Origin of the sequence: Sphingobium trunci, from assembly GCF_022664535.1 — a bacterium.
Classification (GTDB): Bacteria; Pseudomonadota; Alphaproteobacteria; order Sphingomonadales; family Sphingomonadaceae; genus Sphingobium.
On record NZ_JAKUJY010000002.1, the window covers coordinates 150,543 to 166,162 of the forward strand.

11 protein-coding genes and 2 tRNA genes are annotated in these 15,620 nt (G+C 66.5%); 9 read left to right on the forward strand and 4 right to left on the reverse strand.

Features of this window, described 5'->3' with window-relative positions:
* The first annotated feature begins 35 nt into the window (after positions 1-35).
* The 3 genes from mfd to MJ601_RS02825 all read left to right on the forward strand — a co-directional run bounded on the left by mfd (position 36) and on the right by MJ601_RS02825 (position 4,725).
* Entirely contained in the window at positions 36-3,497 is a 3,462-nt protein-coding gene (mfd, locus tag MJ601_RS02815) for a transcription-repair coupling factor (RefSeq protein WP_242123053.1), read from the forward strand.
* A gap of 102 nt (positions 3,498-3,599) precedes the next feature.
* Complete coding sequence (locus MJ601_RS02820; protein ID WP_242123054.1) at positions 3,600-4,010, forward strand: hypothetical protein; 411 nt, start codon at positions 3,600-3,602, stop codon at positions 4,008-4,010.
* A gap of 25 nt (positions 4,011-4,035) precedes the next feature.
* On the forward strand, positions 4,036-4,725 hold the full coding sequence (locus tag MJ601_RS02825) for a TorF family putative porin (protein WP_242123055.1): 690 nt from the start codon (positions 4,036-4,038) through the stop codon (positions 4,723-4,725).
* Here MJ601_RS02825 and MJ601_RS02830 read toward each other — a convergent pair.
* On the reverse strand, positions 4,714-6,726 hold the full coding sequence (locus MJ601_RS02830; protein WP_242123056.1) for a putative bifunctional diguanylate cyclase/phosphodiesterase: 2,013 nt from the start codon (positions 6,724-6,726) through the stop codon (positions 4,714-4,716). The two genes, MJ601_RS02825 and MJ601_RS02830, sit on opposite strands and share 12 nt — an antisense overlap.
* A 109-nt stretch (positions 6,727-6,835) precedes the next feature.
* On the opposite strand from MJ601_RS02830, the gene moaA reads away from it, so the two are divergent.
* The 5 genes from moaA to MJ601_RS02855 all read left to right on the forward strand — a co-directional run bounded on the left by moaA (position 6,836) and on the right by MJ601_RS02855 (position 11,645).
* Positions 6,836-7,849, forward strand: a complete 1,014-nt coding sequence (gene moaA / locus MJ601_RS02835) for a GTP 3',8-cyclase MoaA (protein ID WP_242123057.1) — start codon at positions 6,836-6,838, stop codon at positions 7,847-7,849.
* Positions 7,846-8,622 (forward strand): NAD kinase, encoded by a 777-nt coding sequence (locus MJ601_RS02840; RefSeq protein WP_242123058.1) that lies wholly within the window; start codon positions 7,846-7,848, stop codon positions 8,620-8,622. The genes moaA and MJ601_RS02840 overlap by 4 nt, the downstream gene beginning before the upstream one ends.
* 77 nt (positions 8,623-8,699) lie before the next feature.
* Positions 8,700-8,774: transfer RNA gene (locus MJ601_RS02845), tRNA-Asn, on the forward strand.
* A 560-nt stretch (positions 8,775-9,334) separates the two neighbouring features.
* The gene (locus MJ601_RS02850; RefSeq protein ID WP_242123059.1) at positions 9,335-11,425 is read left to right on the forward strand and encodes a TonB-dependent receptor; all 2,091 of its coding nucleotides are present in this window, start codon (positions 9,335-9,337) and stop codon (positions 11,423-11,425) included.
* A 145-nt stretch (positions 11,426-11,570) separates the two neighbouring features.
* A tRNA-Asn gene (locus MJ601_RS02855) sits at positions 11,571-11,645 on the forward strand.
* A gap of 134 nt (positions 11,646-11,779) precedes the next feature.
* On the opposite strand, the gene MJ601_RS02860 is transcribed toward MJ601_RS02855, so the two are convergent.
* Genes MJ601_RS02860 through MJ601_RS02870 form a run of 3 tightly spaced genes read right to left on the reverse strand, consistent with a single transcriptional unit; the run spans position 11,780 to position 14,405 of the window.
* Complete coding sequence (locus MJ601_RS02860; RefSeq protein ID WP_242123060.1) at positions 11,780-13,099, reverse strand: SPOR domain-containing protein; 1,320 nt, start codon at positions 13,097-13,099, stop codon at positions 11,780-11,782.
* Between the two features lie 13 nt (positions 13,100-13,112).
* On the reverse strand, positions 13,113-13,670 hold the full coding sequence (locus MJ601_RS02865) for a hypothetical protein (RefSeq protein WP_242123062.1): 558 nt from the start codon (positions 13,668-13,670) through the stop codon (positions 13,113-13,115).
* A 15-nt stretch (positions 13,671-13,685) separates the two neighbouring features.
* Complete coding sequence (locus MJ601_RS02870; protein ID WP_242123064.1) at positions 13,686-14,405, reverse strand: AAA family ATPase; 720 nt, start codon at positions 14,403-14,405, stop codon at positions 13,686-13,688.
* 171 nt (positions 14,406-14,576) lie between these two features.
* Here MJ601_RS02870 and MJ601_RS02875 point away from each other — a divergent pair, with 171 nt between their 5' ends.
* Positions 14,577-15,605 carry an SPOR domain-containing protein gene (locus MJ601_RS02875; RefSeq protein WP_242123066.1) on the forward strand — a complete coding sequence of 343 codons (1,029 nt, stop codon included), beginning with the start codon at positions 14,577-14,579 and terminating at the stop codon, positions 15,603-15,605.
* The last annotated feature ends 15 nt before the right edge of the window (positions 15,606-15,620 follow it).

Below are 15,620 nucleotides of genomic sequence, written 5' to 3' on the forward strand. Positions count from 1 at the left end.
CTCTCCCGCTTGCGGGAGGGGGACCGAGTTTCGAAATGACCGATCTTCTGAAAATCCTGAAAGCCTCCTCGCCCATGACCCTTTCGGGGGTTCCGGCCGGGTTTCAGCCCTGGTTGCTGGCGGATATCGCGCGGGCGGCGCCCTCTCGCGCCCTGTTCGTGGCGCCCGACGAGCAACTCATGCGCGCGGTGGCGGACACGGCGCATTATTTCGCGCCGGAGATCGAGATCGTCGAGATTCCCGCCTGGGACTGCCTGCCCTATGACCGGGCCAGTCCTTCGCTGCGGACGGCCTCGGCACGGCTGGCGGGGCTTTATGCGTTGCAGGGCAAGCCCAGGGGACCGCAACTGGTCCTCACCACGCTCAATGCGCTGACGCAGCGGACGCTCACCCCCTTCCGCGTGCGGCAGCTTGTGGCGAAACTGGCGCCCAAGGAGCGGATCGCGATTGCGCGGCTGGCCGACATGTTGCAGGCCAATGGCTATGTGCGCACCGATACCGTGCATGACCGGGGCGAGTTCGCCATTCGCGGCGGCATCGTCGACCTGTTTCCCGGCGGCGAGGAGCAGCCGCTGCGGCTCGATTTCTTCGGCGACGAGATCGAGACGGTGCGGCGCTTCGATCCGGCGGACCAGCGGACCAGCGGCAGTGTCGAAGGCTTCACGCTGCTGCCCGCGTCCGAGGCTTTGCTGGACGAGGAGACCATCAAGCGTTTCCGGGGACGCTATCGCGAGACGTTCGGTGCGACGGCGACGGGCGATCCGCTCTACCAGGCGGTGAGTGACGGACGGCGGCTGGCGGGGATGGAACATTGGCTGCCGCTGTTCGAGGAGCGGCTGGTGCCGATGACCGAGCATCTGGGCGAGGACACGATCGTCGTGCTGGATCATGGCGTGGCGGGCGCGGCCGAGGCGCGGTTCGAGGCGATCCGGGACTATCACGCCAATCGCGTGCAGGCGAAATCCTCCGATCCGGGCGCCTATCGGCCGCTCGAGCCCAAGGCACTGTATCTGGATGCCGCCGAATGGGACGCCATCACGCGCGCATGGCCGATGCATGCCACCACGCCCTTCCATGAGCCGGAAAGCGCATCCGTCCTCGATTTCGAGGTGGACGGCCCGCGCGACTTCGCGCCGGAGCGGGCACAGAACGCCAATGTCTACGAGGCGGTGGGCAAGCATGTCGCCGCGCTCCAGCGGGCGAAGAAGAAGGTCGTCATCGCCAGCTATTCCGGCGGCGCGCGGGAGCGGCTTTCGGGCCTTTTGGCCGACCATGGGCTGAAACGGGTCGCGGCGGCGGACAGCTGGCAGGAGGCTTTGGGGGTCGCCGCGGGCGGCAGCACGGTGCTGACCGTCCTGCCCCTCGACCATGGCTTTACCGCGCCCGACGTGGCGGTGCTGACCGAACAGGACATGCTGGGCGACCGGCTGGTGCGGCGGGCCAAGCGGAAGAAGAGCGCCGACGCCTTCCTCGCCGAACTGGCGACGCTCTCACCGGGCGATCTGGTCGTGCATATGGATCATGGCATCGGCCGCTATGAAGGGCTGACGCAGATCCCCGTAGCCAAGGCGGCGCATGACTGCGTGGCGCTGGAATATGCGGGCGGCGACAAGCTCTATGTCCCGGTGGAGAATCTGGAGGTTCTCTCCCGCTACGGGTCCGACAGCGAGGGGGTGAGCCTCGACAAGCTGGGCGGCGAGGCGTGGCAGCGGCGCAAGGCGCGGATGAAGGAGCGTATCCGCGAGATTGCGGGTGAACTGCTCAAGACCGCGGCGGAACGCGCGCTGCGGGCGGCGGGCGTGGCCGAGCCGGACAGTGCCGGCTATCCCGCGTTCGTGGACCGCTTCCCCTATCAGGAGACCGAGGATCAGGACCGCGCGATCATGGACGTGGTCGAGGATCTGGGTGCCGGGCGGCCGATGGACCGGCTGGTGTGCGGCGATGTCGGTTTCGGCAAGACGGAGGTGGCCTTGCGAGCGGCTTTCGTGGCCGCGATGGCGGGGATGCAGGTGGTGGTGATCTGCCCCACCACCCTGCTCGCCCGGCAGCATCACATGAATTTCGAGGAGCGCTTCCGGGGCTTTCCGGTGAATATCGGGCGGCTGTCGCGGCTGGTGCCGGACAAGGAGGCCAAGGCCGTCAAGGCCGGGCTGGCCGACGGGACGATAGACATCGTCGTGGGCACCCATGCGCTGCTGGCCAAGGGGCTCGAGTTCAAGCGGCTGGGCCTCGTCATCGTCGACGAGGAACAGCGTTTCGGCGTGACCCACAAGGAGCGATTGAAGTCGCTCAAGACCGATGTGCATGTGCTGACGCTGACGGCGACGCCGATCCCGCGCACCTTGCAGATGGCGATGTCCGGCCTGCGCGAACTGTCGGTGATCCAGACGCCGCCGGTCGATCGCCTGGCGGTGCGGACCTATATCATGCCCTGGGACGGGGTGGTGATCCGCGAGGCGCTGCTGCGCGAACATTATCGCGGCGGGCAGAGTTTCTTCGTGGTGCCGCACGTTGCCGACCTCACCGAAGTGGAGGAGTTCCTGCGCACCGAAGTGCCCGAAGTCCGGCCGGTGGTGGCGCATGGGCAGATGAGCGCGACCGAGGTGGAGGAGCGCATGTCGGCCTTCTACGACAAGCGTTACGATGTGCTGCTGTCGACCACCATCGTGGAGAGCGGGCTGGACATTCCGTCGGCCAACACGCTCATCATCCACCGGGCGGACCGTTTCGGGCTGGCGCAGCTTTACCAGCTTCGCGGGCGGGTGGGCCGGTCGAAGACGCGGGCCTATGCCTATTTCACCACGCCCGCCAACCGCGTGATCACCGAGACGGCGGAAAAACGGCTGAAGGTGCTGTCCGACCTGGACACGCTGGGGGCCGGGTTCCAACTGGCGTCGCACGACCTCGATATCCGCGGCGCGGGCAATCTGGTCGGCGACGAGCAGTCGGGCCATATCAAGGAGGTCGGGTTCGAACTCTACCAGTCCATGCTGGAGGATGCGATCCTGGAGGCCAAGGCTGGCGGCGCGGGAATCGAGAAGCGGGACAGCTTCTCGCCGCAGATCACCGTGGATGCGCCGATCCTCATTCCGGAGGACTATGTGCCCGACCTTGACCTTCGCATGGGGCTGTACCGGCGCCTGAACGAGGTGGAGGACCGGCAGGGGCTGGAAGCCTTTGCGGCGGAACTGATCGACCGTTTCGGAAAGCTGCCCGCGCCGACGCAGAATCTCTTCAAGATCATCGAGATCAAGCAGAATTGCGTTGCCGCCAATATCGCGAAGATCGACGTCGGGCCGAAGGGCGCGCTGGTCAGCTTCTTCGAGGATCGCTTCCCCCGGCCGGAGGCGCTGGTCGCCTATATCCAGCGGCTGAACGGGGTGGCGCGGCTGAGGCCAGACAGTAAAGTCGTGGTGAACCGGGCATGGGCCGATCCGGCGGCGCGGCTGAATGGGGCTTTGCAACTGTCGAAGGGGCTGGCGAAGGCGGCCGGGTAGAACGCCTTTGTTATCACGCGGAAAAGAGCCAGCAACAGTCGCAACCTAAATCCCGCTTCGACGACCGGGAGGCAAAGTCCGGCGTCGAGCAGGAGAATGTGCATGAGTTTGACCCTTATCGCGATGGCGGCGGCCGCCGCCACGCACACCGTCCAGATCGATCATGGCGGGGCGCCGGTGCAGGCGACCTACAGCGCCCGGACGGAGATTCACACCAGGACCGTGGGCGCGAAGGCGCCGAACCGGATGGACATGCAGCGGTGCCAGTGGACGGCGACCATCATCGTCGACCGGGCGTTGAGCCATGGTCCGGCGCTGACCCGCACCGTGTCCAGCGACAAGCAGTTTTCAGGCAGCGAGCATGGCGCCTGCACGCCGGGCCGCCGGTCGGGCGAGCGCAATATGGCGCAGCATGAAGGCAGGATTCGCGAGCATCTGATCGAGGTGGCGCAAAGGGATCGCGCGCCGCTGCTGGCGGAACTCGACGCCGTTCGCAGCCTTGCGTCGAACTGAACTGCCATGGGCGCTGGCGGGTGCGATGGCCGCCGCCGGCGCCTCCCCGGCCCTGGCGCAATATACGGACGGGATTTCAGCCTCGATCGAGATCGCCAGCGACGAGCGGCGGCGCGGCCTGAGCTGGAGCAACGGCAATCCTGTCATCGGCGGGTCGGTTTCCGTGGCCGTGGCGGACGGGTTGAGCCTTGACGGCACGGCGGTTTCGCTGTGGGGCAGCACGCGCCATGCCGGGGCGGACGCGGTCATTGACCTTGGGCCGAGCTATGTGCGGCAGTGGGGCGGATGGCGGCTGTCGGCGCAGGCACGCTATCATCTGTTTCCGGGCGCTTCCGGGCAGGCCTATGGCGAGATCGGCGCGGGCGCGGGCTTTCTCATCGGCCCGGCCAGCATCGACCTGTCCGGCAGCTATGCGCCCCGCCAGGATTCCGTAGGGGGCGACAATCTCTACGCGGCGGCATCGGCGGCGGTCGCCTTGCCGGGAACACCCTTCACCGTGTCGGCGCGGGCCGGTCATTCCTCCGGACATGCGCGCGATCCGGTGAAAACCACACGGTTGCGGCCGGACGGGGCCTATTGGGACTATGGCGTCGGGGTCGATTATCTCAAGGGCCGCTGGGCTGCGGGTCTGCGCTATGCCGACAGCAGCATCGACCGGCCGGACCGGCGCCACGCGGGTGGGCAGCTCATCGGGCGCGTGGCGCTAAACCTTTAGCGCCAGGGCCACCAGTTCGGCCGAGGACACGCCCGCCGATCGCAGGAAGCCCTGATAATAGTCGCAGCCTTCGCGGGCGAGGAGATCGAGCTGCTGTTCGGTCTCCACCCCTTCCGCGATGACGCTGAGGCCAAGCGATTTCGCCATGTGGATCACCCCGCGCACGATGATGCGGTCGCGCGCGGTGCCCGCGATATCCTGCGCCAGGCCGCTGTCGATCTTGAGATAGTCGAGCGGCAGGCTTTTCAGATAGGCCAGGCTGGAATAGCCGGTGCCGAAATCGTCCACCGCAACCGCCAGCCCCTCGGCGCGCAGGGCCGTCAGCAGCGCCGTGGCATTGGCGACATCCTCGATCAGGCCGCTTTCGGTGATTTCCACCGTCAGGCGGGCGCGGGGAAAGCCGCTCATGTCCACCAGATTGAGGAATTGCGGCATGAAGCCGGGCTGGGCGATATCGTCGGCCGTGACGTTGATCGACAGGCGCAGATGCGACAGCGCACGGGGCCAGGCGGCCGCCTGCCGCAGCGCCTCGGCCTGGATATGCGCCGACAGGGGCAGCATATAGTCCGACCGCTCCGCCGTGGCGAACAGCATGCCCGCGCCCAGTGGGCCATATTGCGGATGATTCCAGCGGGCGAGCGCCTCCACGCCGGTCATCCGTTCGCCCTCGACGGGATATTGCGGCTGGAAGACGATGCCGATCTCGCCGCGATCGAGGGCAAGGCGCAGGTCGGTTTCGAGCTGGTCGGCATCGACCTGGCGGCTGCGTCTTTCGGAGGAGAAGATGCGGATGCCTTCGCCGCCCCCTGCCCTGGCGTCGGCCAGGGCCGTGCCCGCGCGGCGGATGAGGCGGGTGGCATCGTCGTCGGACCGCGACTGCGCGATGCCGCAGCGGGCGGTCAGGCGGATCAGGTGATCCCCCGCGCTGAAGGGGCGGCCGACGGCGCCGATCAACTGGCGGGCAAGGAAGGTCGCACGGTCGGCGGCGGCAGCGTCGCCGGTGAGCCCGATCAGAAATTCGGTGCCCGCGATGCGCGCGACCATGGAACCTGCCGCCGCGTCGAAGGTCATCCGCTCGATGCGGCGGGCGATGCGGCCGAGCAGCGCGTCGCCGACCACCTGGCCATAGGCGGCGTTCATGCGGTCGAACTGGCTGATGGAGAGGAGCAGTACCGTGGTCGCCAGCCCGTTGCGCTGCTCCAGCCAGTCGAACGCGGCCTGGCGCGAACGCAGGCCGGTCAGGTCGTCGCGTCCCGTCGCGTCAAGGCCATGCGTGTCGGAAAGCCATTCCACATCCGCCGCGACCGTGCCGTCGATCAGGCGCAGATGGTGGACCAGCCGGTCGCCTGGGCGGCCGGGAGCGGCATGGGCGAAGGCCTCCGCCCGGCCCGTGCGCATCATGCCCCGCAGGGCCGCGATCACCGGACGGCGTTCGGAACGCGGCAGGCGGCGCAGGAACCCGGCGGGGCTGATATGCCGACCGTCCACGCCGAGATGGCGGGCGAGGCTGTCGCTGAGGCGGATGTCCTGCCCCTCCCTTTCCCAGAACAGGGCGTCGCCGCGGCGGATGCGCTGGGCGCGGCGGCTGTGCGTGACGCCGCCGACCAGCCGGTCGACCAGACGCTGGGCCGAGGCGAGGGTCGCGCGCAACTGCTCCTGCGAGAAGGGCGCGGCAAGGAAATGAGTCGCGCCCGCCTCCATCAGGCCGGGCACGCTGTCCATCTCCTGCGTGGCGACAAGGACGACCAGCGCTCCGCCCCCCGCATCCACGGCGGGCAGCAGCGAGGTGACCAATTTCCGGTCGCCCTCGCGGACGCCGCGCATGTCGACCAGCGCGATCTGGGCGTCGCTGTGCAGGAAACGCTGCGCGGCATCGGTGGCGCGGCGGGCGGCCATCGCGCGCCAGCCCGCCTGCCGCACCTGCTGCGACAGGCTGTCGCGGTCGCCCGGTGACAGGATGAAAAGGCTGCGCTGTCCGTCCAGTGCGGTTTCACCGCTCACACATGATACTCCTTGGGACGGCCATTAATGTCTATCGGTTACCGGGCCGTTCACATTGGCGCAACCGGGACCGCTTGCAGAGGACTGGTCCATCGCCTAGCTAGGGATGATGGAGATGGTCGATCCCGCACGCACGGCGCTGACCGATGCCTTCGGCCGCCGGATCAGCTATTTGCGGATTTCGGTGACGGACCGCTGCGACCTGCGCTGCCGCTATTGCATGGCGGAGCGGATGACCTTCCTGCCCAAGGACCAGGTGCTGACGCTGGAGGAGATCGCGCTGATCGCAGATCTCTTCATTGCGCGCGGCGTGCGGAAAATCCGGCTGACCGGCGGGGAGCCGCTGGTGCGGCGGGACATCACCGATCTGGTCCGGCGGATCGGGCGGCATCTGGGCAGCGGGCTGGACGAGGTGACGCTCACCACCAACGGTACGCGGCTGGTGCAGCATGCGCAGGCGCTGGCCGAGGCGGGCGTCAGGCGGATCAATGTCAGCCTGGACAGCCGCGACCCCGAACGGTTCGCCCATGTGACGCGGGGCGGCGACATCCGCGCGGTGCTCGACGGGCTGGATGCCGCGCGGGAGGCCGGGCTGGCGGTCAAGATCAACATGGTGGCGCTGAAGGGCATCAATGAGGACGAGATCCTGCCGATGCTGCACTGGTGCGACGCCCAGGGTTTCGACCTGACCCTGATCGAGACGATGCCGCTGGGGGAAACCGGCGAGGACCGGACCGATCATTATCTGCCCTTGACGGACGTGGCAGACGGGATCGGGCGGCATCATCCGCTGACGCCGACCGGCTACCGGACCGGGGGACCGTCGCGCTATCATGCCGTCGAGGGCCTGGGCGTTCGGCTGGGGCTGATCACGCCGCTCACCAACAATTTCTGCGCCGATTGCAACCGGATGCGCATGACCTGCGAGGGCAAGATCTTCATGTGCCTGGGGCATGAGGATCATGTCGATCTCAAGACCGCCTTCCGCGAGGGCGGCCCCGAAGCGGTGGAGCCCCTGATCGACCGGGCATTGCGACTGAAACCGGCGGCGCATGACTTCCGCATCGGCGCGGATGCTCCGGCAGCGGCCGTGCGGCGGCATATGAGCGTTACCGGCGGATGACGCAGGACGTCGGGCGCGCCCTGGTCGCCTCCCCCACCCCGGCAGCCAAGGCGGCGGAGGACAGGTTGCGCGCTGCCTATGATTTCGTGCCGGTCGAGCAGGCCGACATGGTCATCGCGCTGGGCGGCGACGGCTTCATGCTGCAAACGCTGCACTCCATGCTGGAAGGGCGGCGTATCCTGCCGGTGTTCGGGATGAATCTGGGCACGGTCGGCTTCCTGATGAACGAATGGAGGCTGGAGCGGCTGGAGCAGCGGATCGAGGCGGCCAAGCCGTTCAAGGTCAATCCGCTGCGCATGACCGTCGATACGGTGGATGGCGAGCGCTTCTCCATTCCCGCGATCAATGAGGTGTCGCTGCTGCGTGAAACCCGCCAGACCGCCAAGCTGGAGGTGAAGGTGAACGACCGCGCCGTGCTGCCCGAACTGGTGTGCGACGGGGTGCTGGTGGCGACGCCTGCGGGATCGACGGCCTATAATCTGTCGGCGCACGGGCCGATATTGCCGCTGGGATCGGCGCTGGTGGCGCTGACGCCGATCAGCCCCTTCCGCCCCCGCCGCTGGCGTGGTGCGATCCTGCCCGAAAACACCGTGATCCAGTTCAGCGTGCTCGATCCGGTGAAGCGGCCGGTCAGCGCCGTGGCCGACCAGCGCGAGGTGCGCGACGTGTCGCAGGTGGAGGTGAAGATCGACCGGACGACGCCGCTGACGCTGCTGTTCGACCCGGAACATACGCTGGACGACCGGATCGCGGCGGAACAGTTTATCGCGTAAAAAATCCGCAATTTGCCGCTTGCCATTTCGGGCAAGCCGCTGCATATGCGCGGCCTGCCCGGCGAAGGCCGGGCTGCTCCCCGATAGCTCAGCGGTAGAGCATTCGACTGTTAATCGAATGGCCGTAGGTTCGAATCCTACTCGGGGAGCCAATTTTCCAGACATGTGCCGCATTCCCGCGCAGGGAAAATCCCGCACCGCCTGCGGGCGAAATCCACGTCCGAACACGCCGCGCATCGGCTGCAGTGGAAGAGCGGAGCGGCCGTCCGGCCACGCTCTCCCATCATTACCGCAGGTTGGATAAGCCGATCACGGTCGGGGGGCTTTCGCCTCAGCGCCTCCCCTTTCGGGACATGGACGATTCCGGAAGATTGCCGCGATGTATCGCGCCGGTCTCGCCGCGCTTAACAAGAGACTGGGCTCCAATATTCCTCTGAAAAGCATGAGATCTCCTGCCGCGCATATCCGTATGAGACAGATGAATTTGCAGGAGATTTGCCTCGGCAAGATCATCAATGCAGCACGCCCGAAAATAATCGAACCAAATACGGCTTCACATAGCTAATTTAGTTATATAGCTTGGATTCAGAATCATTACAGGGGAGGAAAAATGATGATTCGGAAGTCCATTAGTTGTGCCCTTTTGACGTCTGGCGCTTTTTGCCTGCCAGCTTATGCACAGGACCGTAATGCGGCCGAGACCAGAGATTCGGTGGCCGATCAGGAAATCGTGGTAACGGCGCGCAAGCGCGAGGAACGGCTGCAGGACGTCCCTGTCTCCGTAACGGCATTTTCGGCCGACCGCCTGGCCAAGCAGAATGTCACCACGCTCGATGGCCTTGCCGCGAGCAACCCCAATGTGAAGATCAGCCCGGCCGCCGGCAACCCGGTCGCCTTCGTCGTGACGATCCGCGGCAACGTCCAGAATTCCAACACCCTGCCCGTCGATGCGTCGGTCGGCGTCTATGTCGATGGCCTGATCCAGGCCCACACCTTCGGCACCATCGGCCTGACGACCGATCTTGCCAACGTACAGACGCTGAAGGGTCCGCAGGGCACGCTGTTCGGGCGCAATACCACCGGCGGCGCGATGCTGATCACCACGGTCGATCCGGAACTGGGCAAATTGTCGGGTTATGTGCAGGCCGATCTGGGCGAACTGGACACCAGGCGCTTCGGCGGCGCCATCAACATCCCGGTCGGCGACCAGGTCGCTGTCAGGCTGGTCTACCAGAATAACGAACGCGGCGATTATCAGACCTTTTCCGACGGCAGCGGCCTGGGACGGAAGAAGGAATATGTGCTGCGCGGCAAGATACTGATCGAGCCGGCGGAAGGCACCCGTGTCTATCTGTCGGGCGAAAAAACGCGCGAACTCGCCCATTCGACCATGGACCTACTGACCCAGCCCAACAATCCGCGCTATGACGATGTGCCGCTGGTGCCCAAGACCGGCGCCAGCGCGCCGGGCGTCACGCCCGTCGACCCCCGCACCAATGGCGAGCGGGCGCTGGCCGTCAATCAATCCTATGGCGTGCGCATCGAGCATGATATCGCCATCGGCAATATCAAGCTGCTTCTGGGGCATCGCGCCTATTCCATCGAGGAAGCGAACTCCCTGCCCCCCGGCCTTGGCTATACGTTCCAGGACAAGCCGGACAACAAGGACTATTCGGCTGAACTGCAGTTCAACGGGTCGCTGCTCGACAACCGGCTGGATATCGCGGCAGGCCTATTCTACTTCAACGAAACCATCCACGAACGGCAGAACACCTTCCTCTATTCGGGTGTCCAGCGCACCTCGCGCCTGCTGGAAGCGACGACCGATTCCAAGTCCGCCTATTTCCAGGCCACGGGTCATCTGACCGACAATCTGAACCTGACGCTGGGCCTGCGTTACACGGACGACAAGAAGACCGGGCTGCTCCATGCCTCGACGCTCGGCACCGACGGTCCCGGCACGGAGGCCAAGGCGCTGCTGAACCCCACCGCCTCGCTGGAACTGAAAAAGCAGAAGGTGAACTATCTGGCGACGATCGACTATTCGCCGATCGACAATCTGATGTTCTACATCAGCCATGCCACGGGCTATCGTTCGGGCGGCATGGGCGTCGACCGCCGCACGGGATCGCCGACATCGGCATTCTACCGCACCATCGCCGGCTTCCTGCCGGAGGAGATCAAGAATTACGAGGCGGGCTTCAAGAGCCAGTTCCTAGACCGGCAGGTCATGCTGAACGGCGCCTTCTTCTATCAGGACTATAGCAATTACCAATATTCGGCGATCGACCCCGCAACGATCATCCGCACGACGCTGAACGCGGATGCGCATATCAAGGGTTTCGAACTGGAAAGCTCCTTCCGCCTGCCTGCGGACTTCACGCTTTCGGCCAATGCCGGCCTGACCGACGCCAAGCTGACCAGCGGCCCGTCCAAGGGTTCGCAGATGATCCAGATCCCCCGCTGGACCTGGAGCGTCACGCTGGAAAAGAGCTTCGATCTGGCGGGCGGCAATGTTGATCTGTTCGCCAACTATGCGTGGCGCAGCAGCTTCTTCTCCGTCACCAACGATCCCCTGGCTCCCGGTGACGAGCAGGGATCGTCGACCATCCGGTCACTGGGCCTGCTGAACCTGTCGGCGACCTGGACCAAGGGCCCCTGGAAGCTGGCGGTCTATGGCGACAATGTGACCAACGAGCATTATTACAACTATACGGTCTATGCGGCGCCGGGCACCGCGGTGAACTTCGGCGGCCTTGGCGTCTCGCGCGTCATCGGCGGCCGGGTGAAATACCAGTTCTGATGCCTCACCCTGCCCGCCAGGGGAATGGCGGGCAGGGCCGACTGTCGGAATTCCTGGCTCTTGCCTGGATGGGGGCGATTTACGGTCTTGCCATTTGGGTCGCGCCCATGCATAGGCGCGGCCTGCCCGGCAGATGCCGGGTCGCTCCCCGATAGCTCAGCGGTAGAGCATTCGACTGTTAATCGAATGGCCGTAGGTTCGAATCCTACTCGGGGAGCCATTTTCTGCCCATGACGGCGGGTCAGCCGATGGCGGCATTCCCCTTCTCTCCGTGCCGAATGGCCGCATAAAGCCATTGCGGGCGGACGCCTTCGGCGCCGCTCGCATGACTTGTCGATATTTCAGCCTTTGTTCTCAGCGCGCAGCATATTGGCGGCCACGCGTGACCAGGGCCCAGCGTTGGGGCGCCGCATCCGCCACATTCTCGCGCACGAAACATTGGCCGCGGCGGGCCTGGATCGCGTGGCAGAGGGCCACGGCTTCGGCCCGCTCGTCAAAGCCGCTGACGGCAAGGCGAGTGAAGGAAGCGCCGTTGACCGCGATCTGGCTGGTCACGACCGGCAGCGCGGCGAGGCGGTGATCGCGGCGGGCCATGCCGAACCATTTTTCCTTGGCGATGGCGGCATTGTCATAGGCGCCGAGCTGTACCACCCAACGGCCGTTGCCCTTCGTCATCGGGTGGAACGCCACCTGCTGCATGGTGGCGGGCGCAACCCGGCGGGCGGAAGCGGCCGTGCGGGGCGCGGCGACGCGGACGGGCGCGGCCAGGCTGCGGATCATCGGCGCGGGCGCTTCGGCGGCGACAGGCTGCGGCGCGGGCGCAGGATCAGCCATGGCCATTTCGGCCGGAGCGGCAGCCTGGGATGGCTGTTCGGCGGGCAAGGCCTTGGGCGCCTGCTCGACGGGGGCGACCTGCGCCATCTGGACCGGCGCGGCTTCGGGAGCCAGCGCCAGCGCGACAGGCTGGCCCGCATCGGCGCCATCGATCGTCACGCCGATCATCACGGCGACGCGCTGCGGCGTCATGCCCGGCGCGGCGGTCTGGGCCCATTGTGTAATGCGCTGGTTGGCGGCGAGCGGGTCGAGATCGATGCCGGCGATCATGCGCGCATCCTTCCAGCGACCGGCCAGTGCATAGGCATAGGCCAGGTTCTGGCGGGTCTGCGCCGTTGCCGAAGGATCGTGGATCACTTGCGAGAGAATGCGTATGCCTTCGTCCGCATCGCCCGCCATCGCCATGGCCAGTCCGTAATCGGCGGCGGGAACGATGTCGGCATGGCTGGCGAGCAGGTCGCGGGCTTCGCGATCCTTGCCCAGCCCGGCCTTCACCAACGCAAGGGTGATGACGGTGCGGGGATCGGTGTTGCCAAGCGTGATCGCGTCCGACAGCGCGGTTTCGGCCGAGGCGAAGCGGCCGTCGGCGACATAGGCGCGGCCCAGCAACTGGCGGGCGCGGGCGTCGCGCGGCGCGACCTGAACGCCGGCTTCGGCAAGCTCCACCGCGCGGGCGCCGTCACGATCGGCCAGCGCCTTTTCGACCGAACCGGCAAGACGGTCGGGGCTTTGCTGCGGCGCGATGGCGGCGGGGCGGAAGGCCGATCCGGTGCACCCCACCATGGTGGTTCCGACGAGCAGCGACGCAATCGCCGCCTTGGTGAAAGCCTTGGGCTTCATGGGCTGTGATCCCTTATTTGCCGCTGCGCGAGCGCGGAAGCTGTTGGGCCAGGCGGTCGACTTCGGGCAGGCCGCCAAGGAAGCTGTCGAGCGCTTCGGTCACCATCTGCTGCGCCGACCGGCCGACGATCGCGCTGGCGAGGCGAAGCTTCAGATGCCGATCGGCATCGAGCCGCAGGGTGAAGGCTGCCTTGCGCCCCTTCGACACGGCGGAGCTGCGCGCCTTGGCGGCTTTTTTGGGCTTTGCCGCCTGTACGGGCGCCGGTGCCGGAGCCGTTTCGGCAATGCGCTCGGCCAGTTCCTCGCGCTCTGTCACGACCGGCGGCACGGGAGCGGCGGCGGGAACCGGCGTCATCGGCGTCAACCCGGCGACGGAGCGCGACTCGGTCGGCACCGGCTCAGGCCGCGTCACATCGAAGCCCATGTCGTTCCAGCCCAGATCCTCCTGCAGCGCATTGGCGCCGGAGGTCAGGCCAAAGCCCGGCACCGGGCGGCGCATGGCGGGCGACGCCGCGCCCTTGCGCGCCAGCAGGCCGGAAGTCAGCGAGGCGAGAGGTTTCGGTTCAACCATGGCAATCCCCTCCCCTTACTGCGTGACCCGGCGGCCGAAGCCACCGCTGGCCGGACGGACCGCGCCAGCCGTACCGACCGCATTGTGCGGCACGGAAAAGACGGTGCGGCGGAAATTCTTTTCGAGCCGGTCGGACACATAGGTCCAGAGCTGCGCCACCTCGGCGGCGGAGCGGCCGTTGGGATCGACCTCCATTACCGTGCGGCCGTCGATCATCGAGGCGGCGAAATCGGTGCGGTGGTGCAAGGTCACCGGCGCGACGGTTCCATGCTGGGACAAGGCGACCGCGGCTTCGGACGTGATCCGCGCCTTGGGCGTGGCGGCATTGACCACGAAGATCAGCGGCTTGCCCGCGCGTTCGCACAGGTCCACCGTGGCGCCCACGGCACGCAGGTCGTGCGGGCTGGGACGGGTCGGCACGACGATCAGTTCGGCGACGGAAATGACGCTCTGGATCGCCATGGTGATCGCGGGCGGCGTGTCGATGACCGCGAGCTTGAAGCCCTGCTGGCGAAGGATTTCGAGGTCGGCGGCCAGCCGCGCGACGGTCGTCTGGGCGAAGGCGGGATATTCGGCCTCCCGCTCGTTCCACCAGTCGGCCAGCGAACCCTGCGGGTCGATGTCGATCAGGACGACCGGGCCTGCGCCCGCCATCTGAGCCTGCACGGCCAGATGGCCCGATAGGGTGGTCTTGCCCGATCCCCCCTTTTGCGATGCCAATGCCAATATGCGCACGCAATTTCCCCCAGAAAATCCAATTGGAAAAGGGAGTGCCACAGCCCCGCCTAAGAATTGGTTAATCGGCGCGGAAGGCTGGCTCTCGTCGAAAAAGCGATGTTCTTAGCGCTAAGTCGCTATTAACCTTGATCGGGCATGAAGCGCGGAAAGCCGATGGGAGCATGGGACATGAAGCATATCTGGAATGTGCTGGCCGCCGGGACGATAGTGGGCCTTGCCCAGCCGTCCTTCGCCGATGTGAAGGCGGGCGTCGATGCCTGGCAGCAGGGCGACTATGCCAAGGCCGTGGCGGTATGGCAGCCGCTGGCGCAGGCTGGCGATCCCGATGCGCAGTTCAACATGGGCCAGGCCTACAAGCTGGGCCGGGGGGTGAGGACCGATGCCGGTGCCGCGATCGAATGGTATCGCAAGGCGGCGGCTCAGGGCCACAGCCGGGCCGAGGATAATCTGGGCCTGCTGATGTTCCAGCAGGGGGACCGGGCGGGCGCCCTGCCCTATTTGCAACGCGCCGCCGACCGGGGCGAACCGCGCGCGCAATATATTGTCGGCACGGCGCTGTTCAACGGCGATCTCGCGCCGAAAAACTGGGTACGGGCCTATGCGCTGATGACGCGGGCATCCGACTCCGGCCTGGCGCAGGCGAAGGCCAGCCTGGCACAGATGGACAAATATATCCCGCAGGACCAGCGCGAACAGGCGGTCGCTTTGGCGCGCTCCATGGGCACGCAGCAACAGGCGGCGCTGTCCGGGGAGGACTCGCGGCAGAGCGCTCCGGTTTCCCGCGACACGCCCAGGCCAGTGCGGACGGCGGAACTGCCGCCCTCCAGCCCTCCACCCTCCAGCCCTTCCCTGGCGAAGCCGAAGCCGGTCGAGCAACCGCCGGCGGCCAAACCGGCGGCTCCGGCAAAGAGCGCCACCGCCAAGCCTGTGCCTGCCAAGGCGGCCCTGCCGCATGTCGCGAACGGCGGGGGATGGCGGGTCCAGATCGGCGCGTTCAGTGCGGAGGCGCGGGCGCGCAGCCTGTGGAGCCAGCTCAGCAGCAAGGTCAGCGGCCTGTCCGGCTACCAGCCCTATATCATGACGAGCGCGGGCGTGACCCGGCTTCAGGCTGGCCCGCTCGCAAGCGGCGCCGATGCGGCAAAGCTGTGCGGCGCGATCAAGGCGGCGGGTGCGGAGTGCATTCCCAAGAAGATGTGAATCTTGCCAACGCTT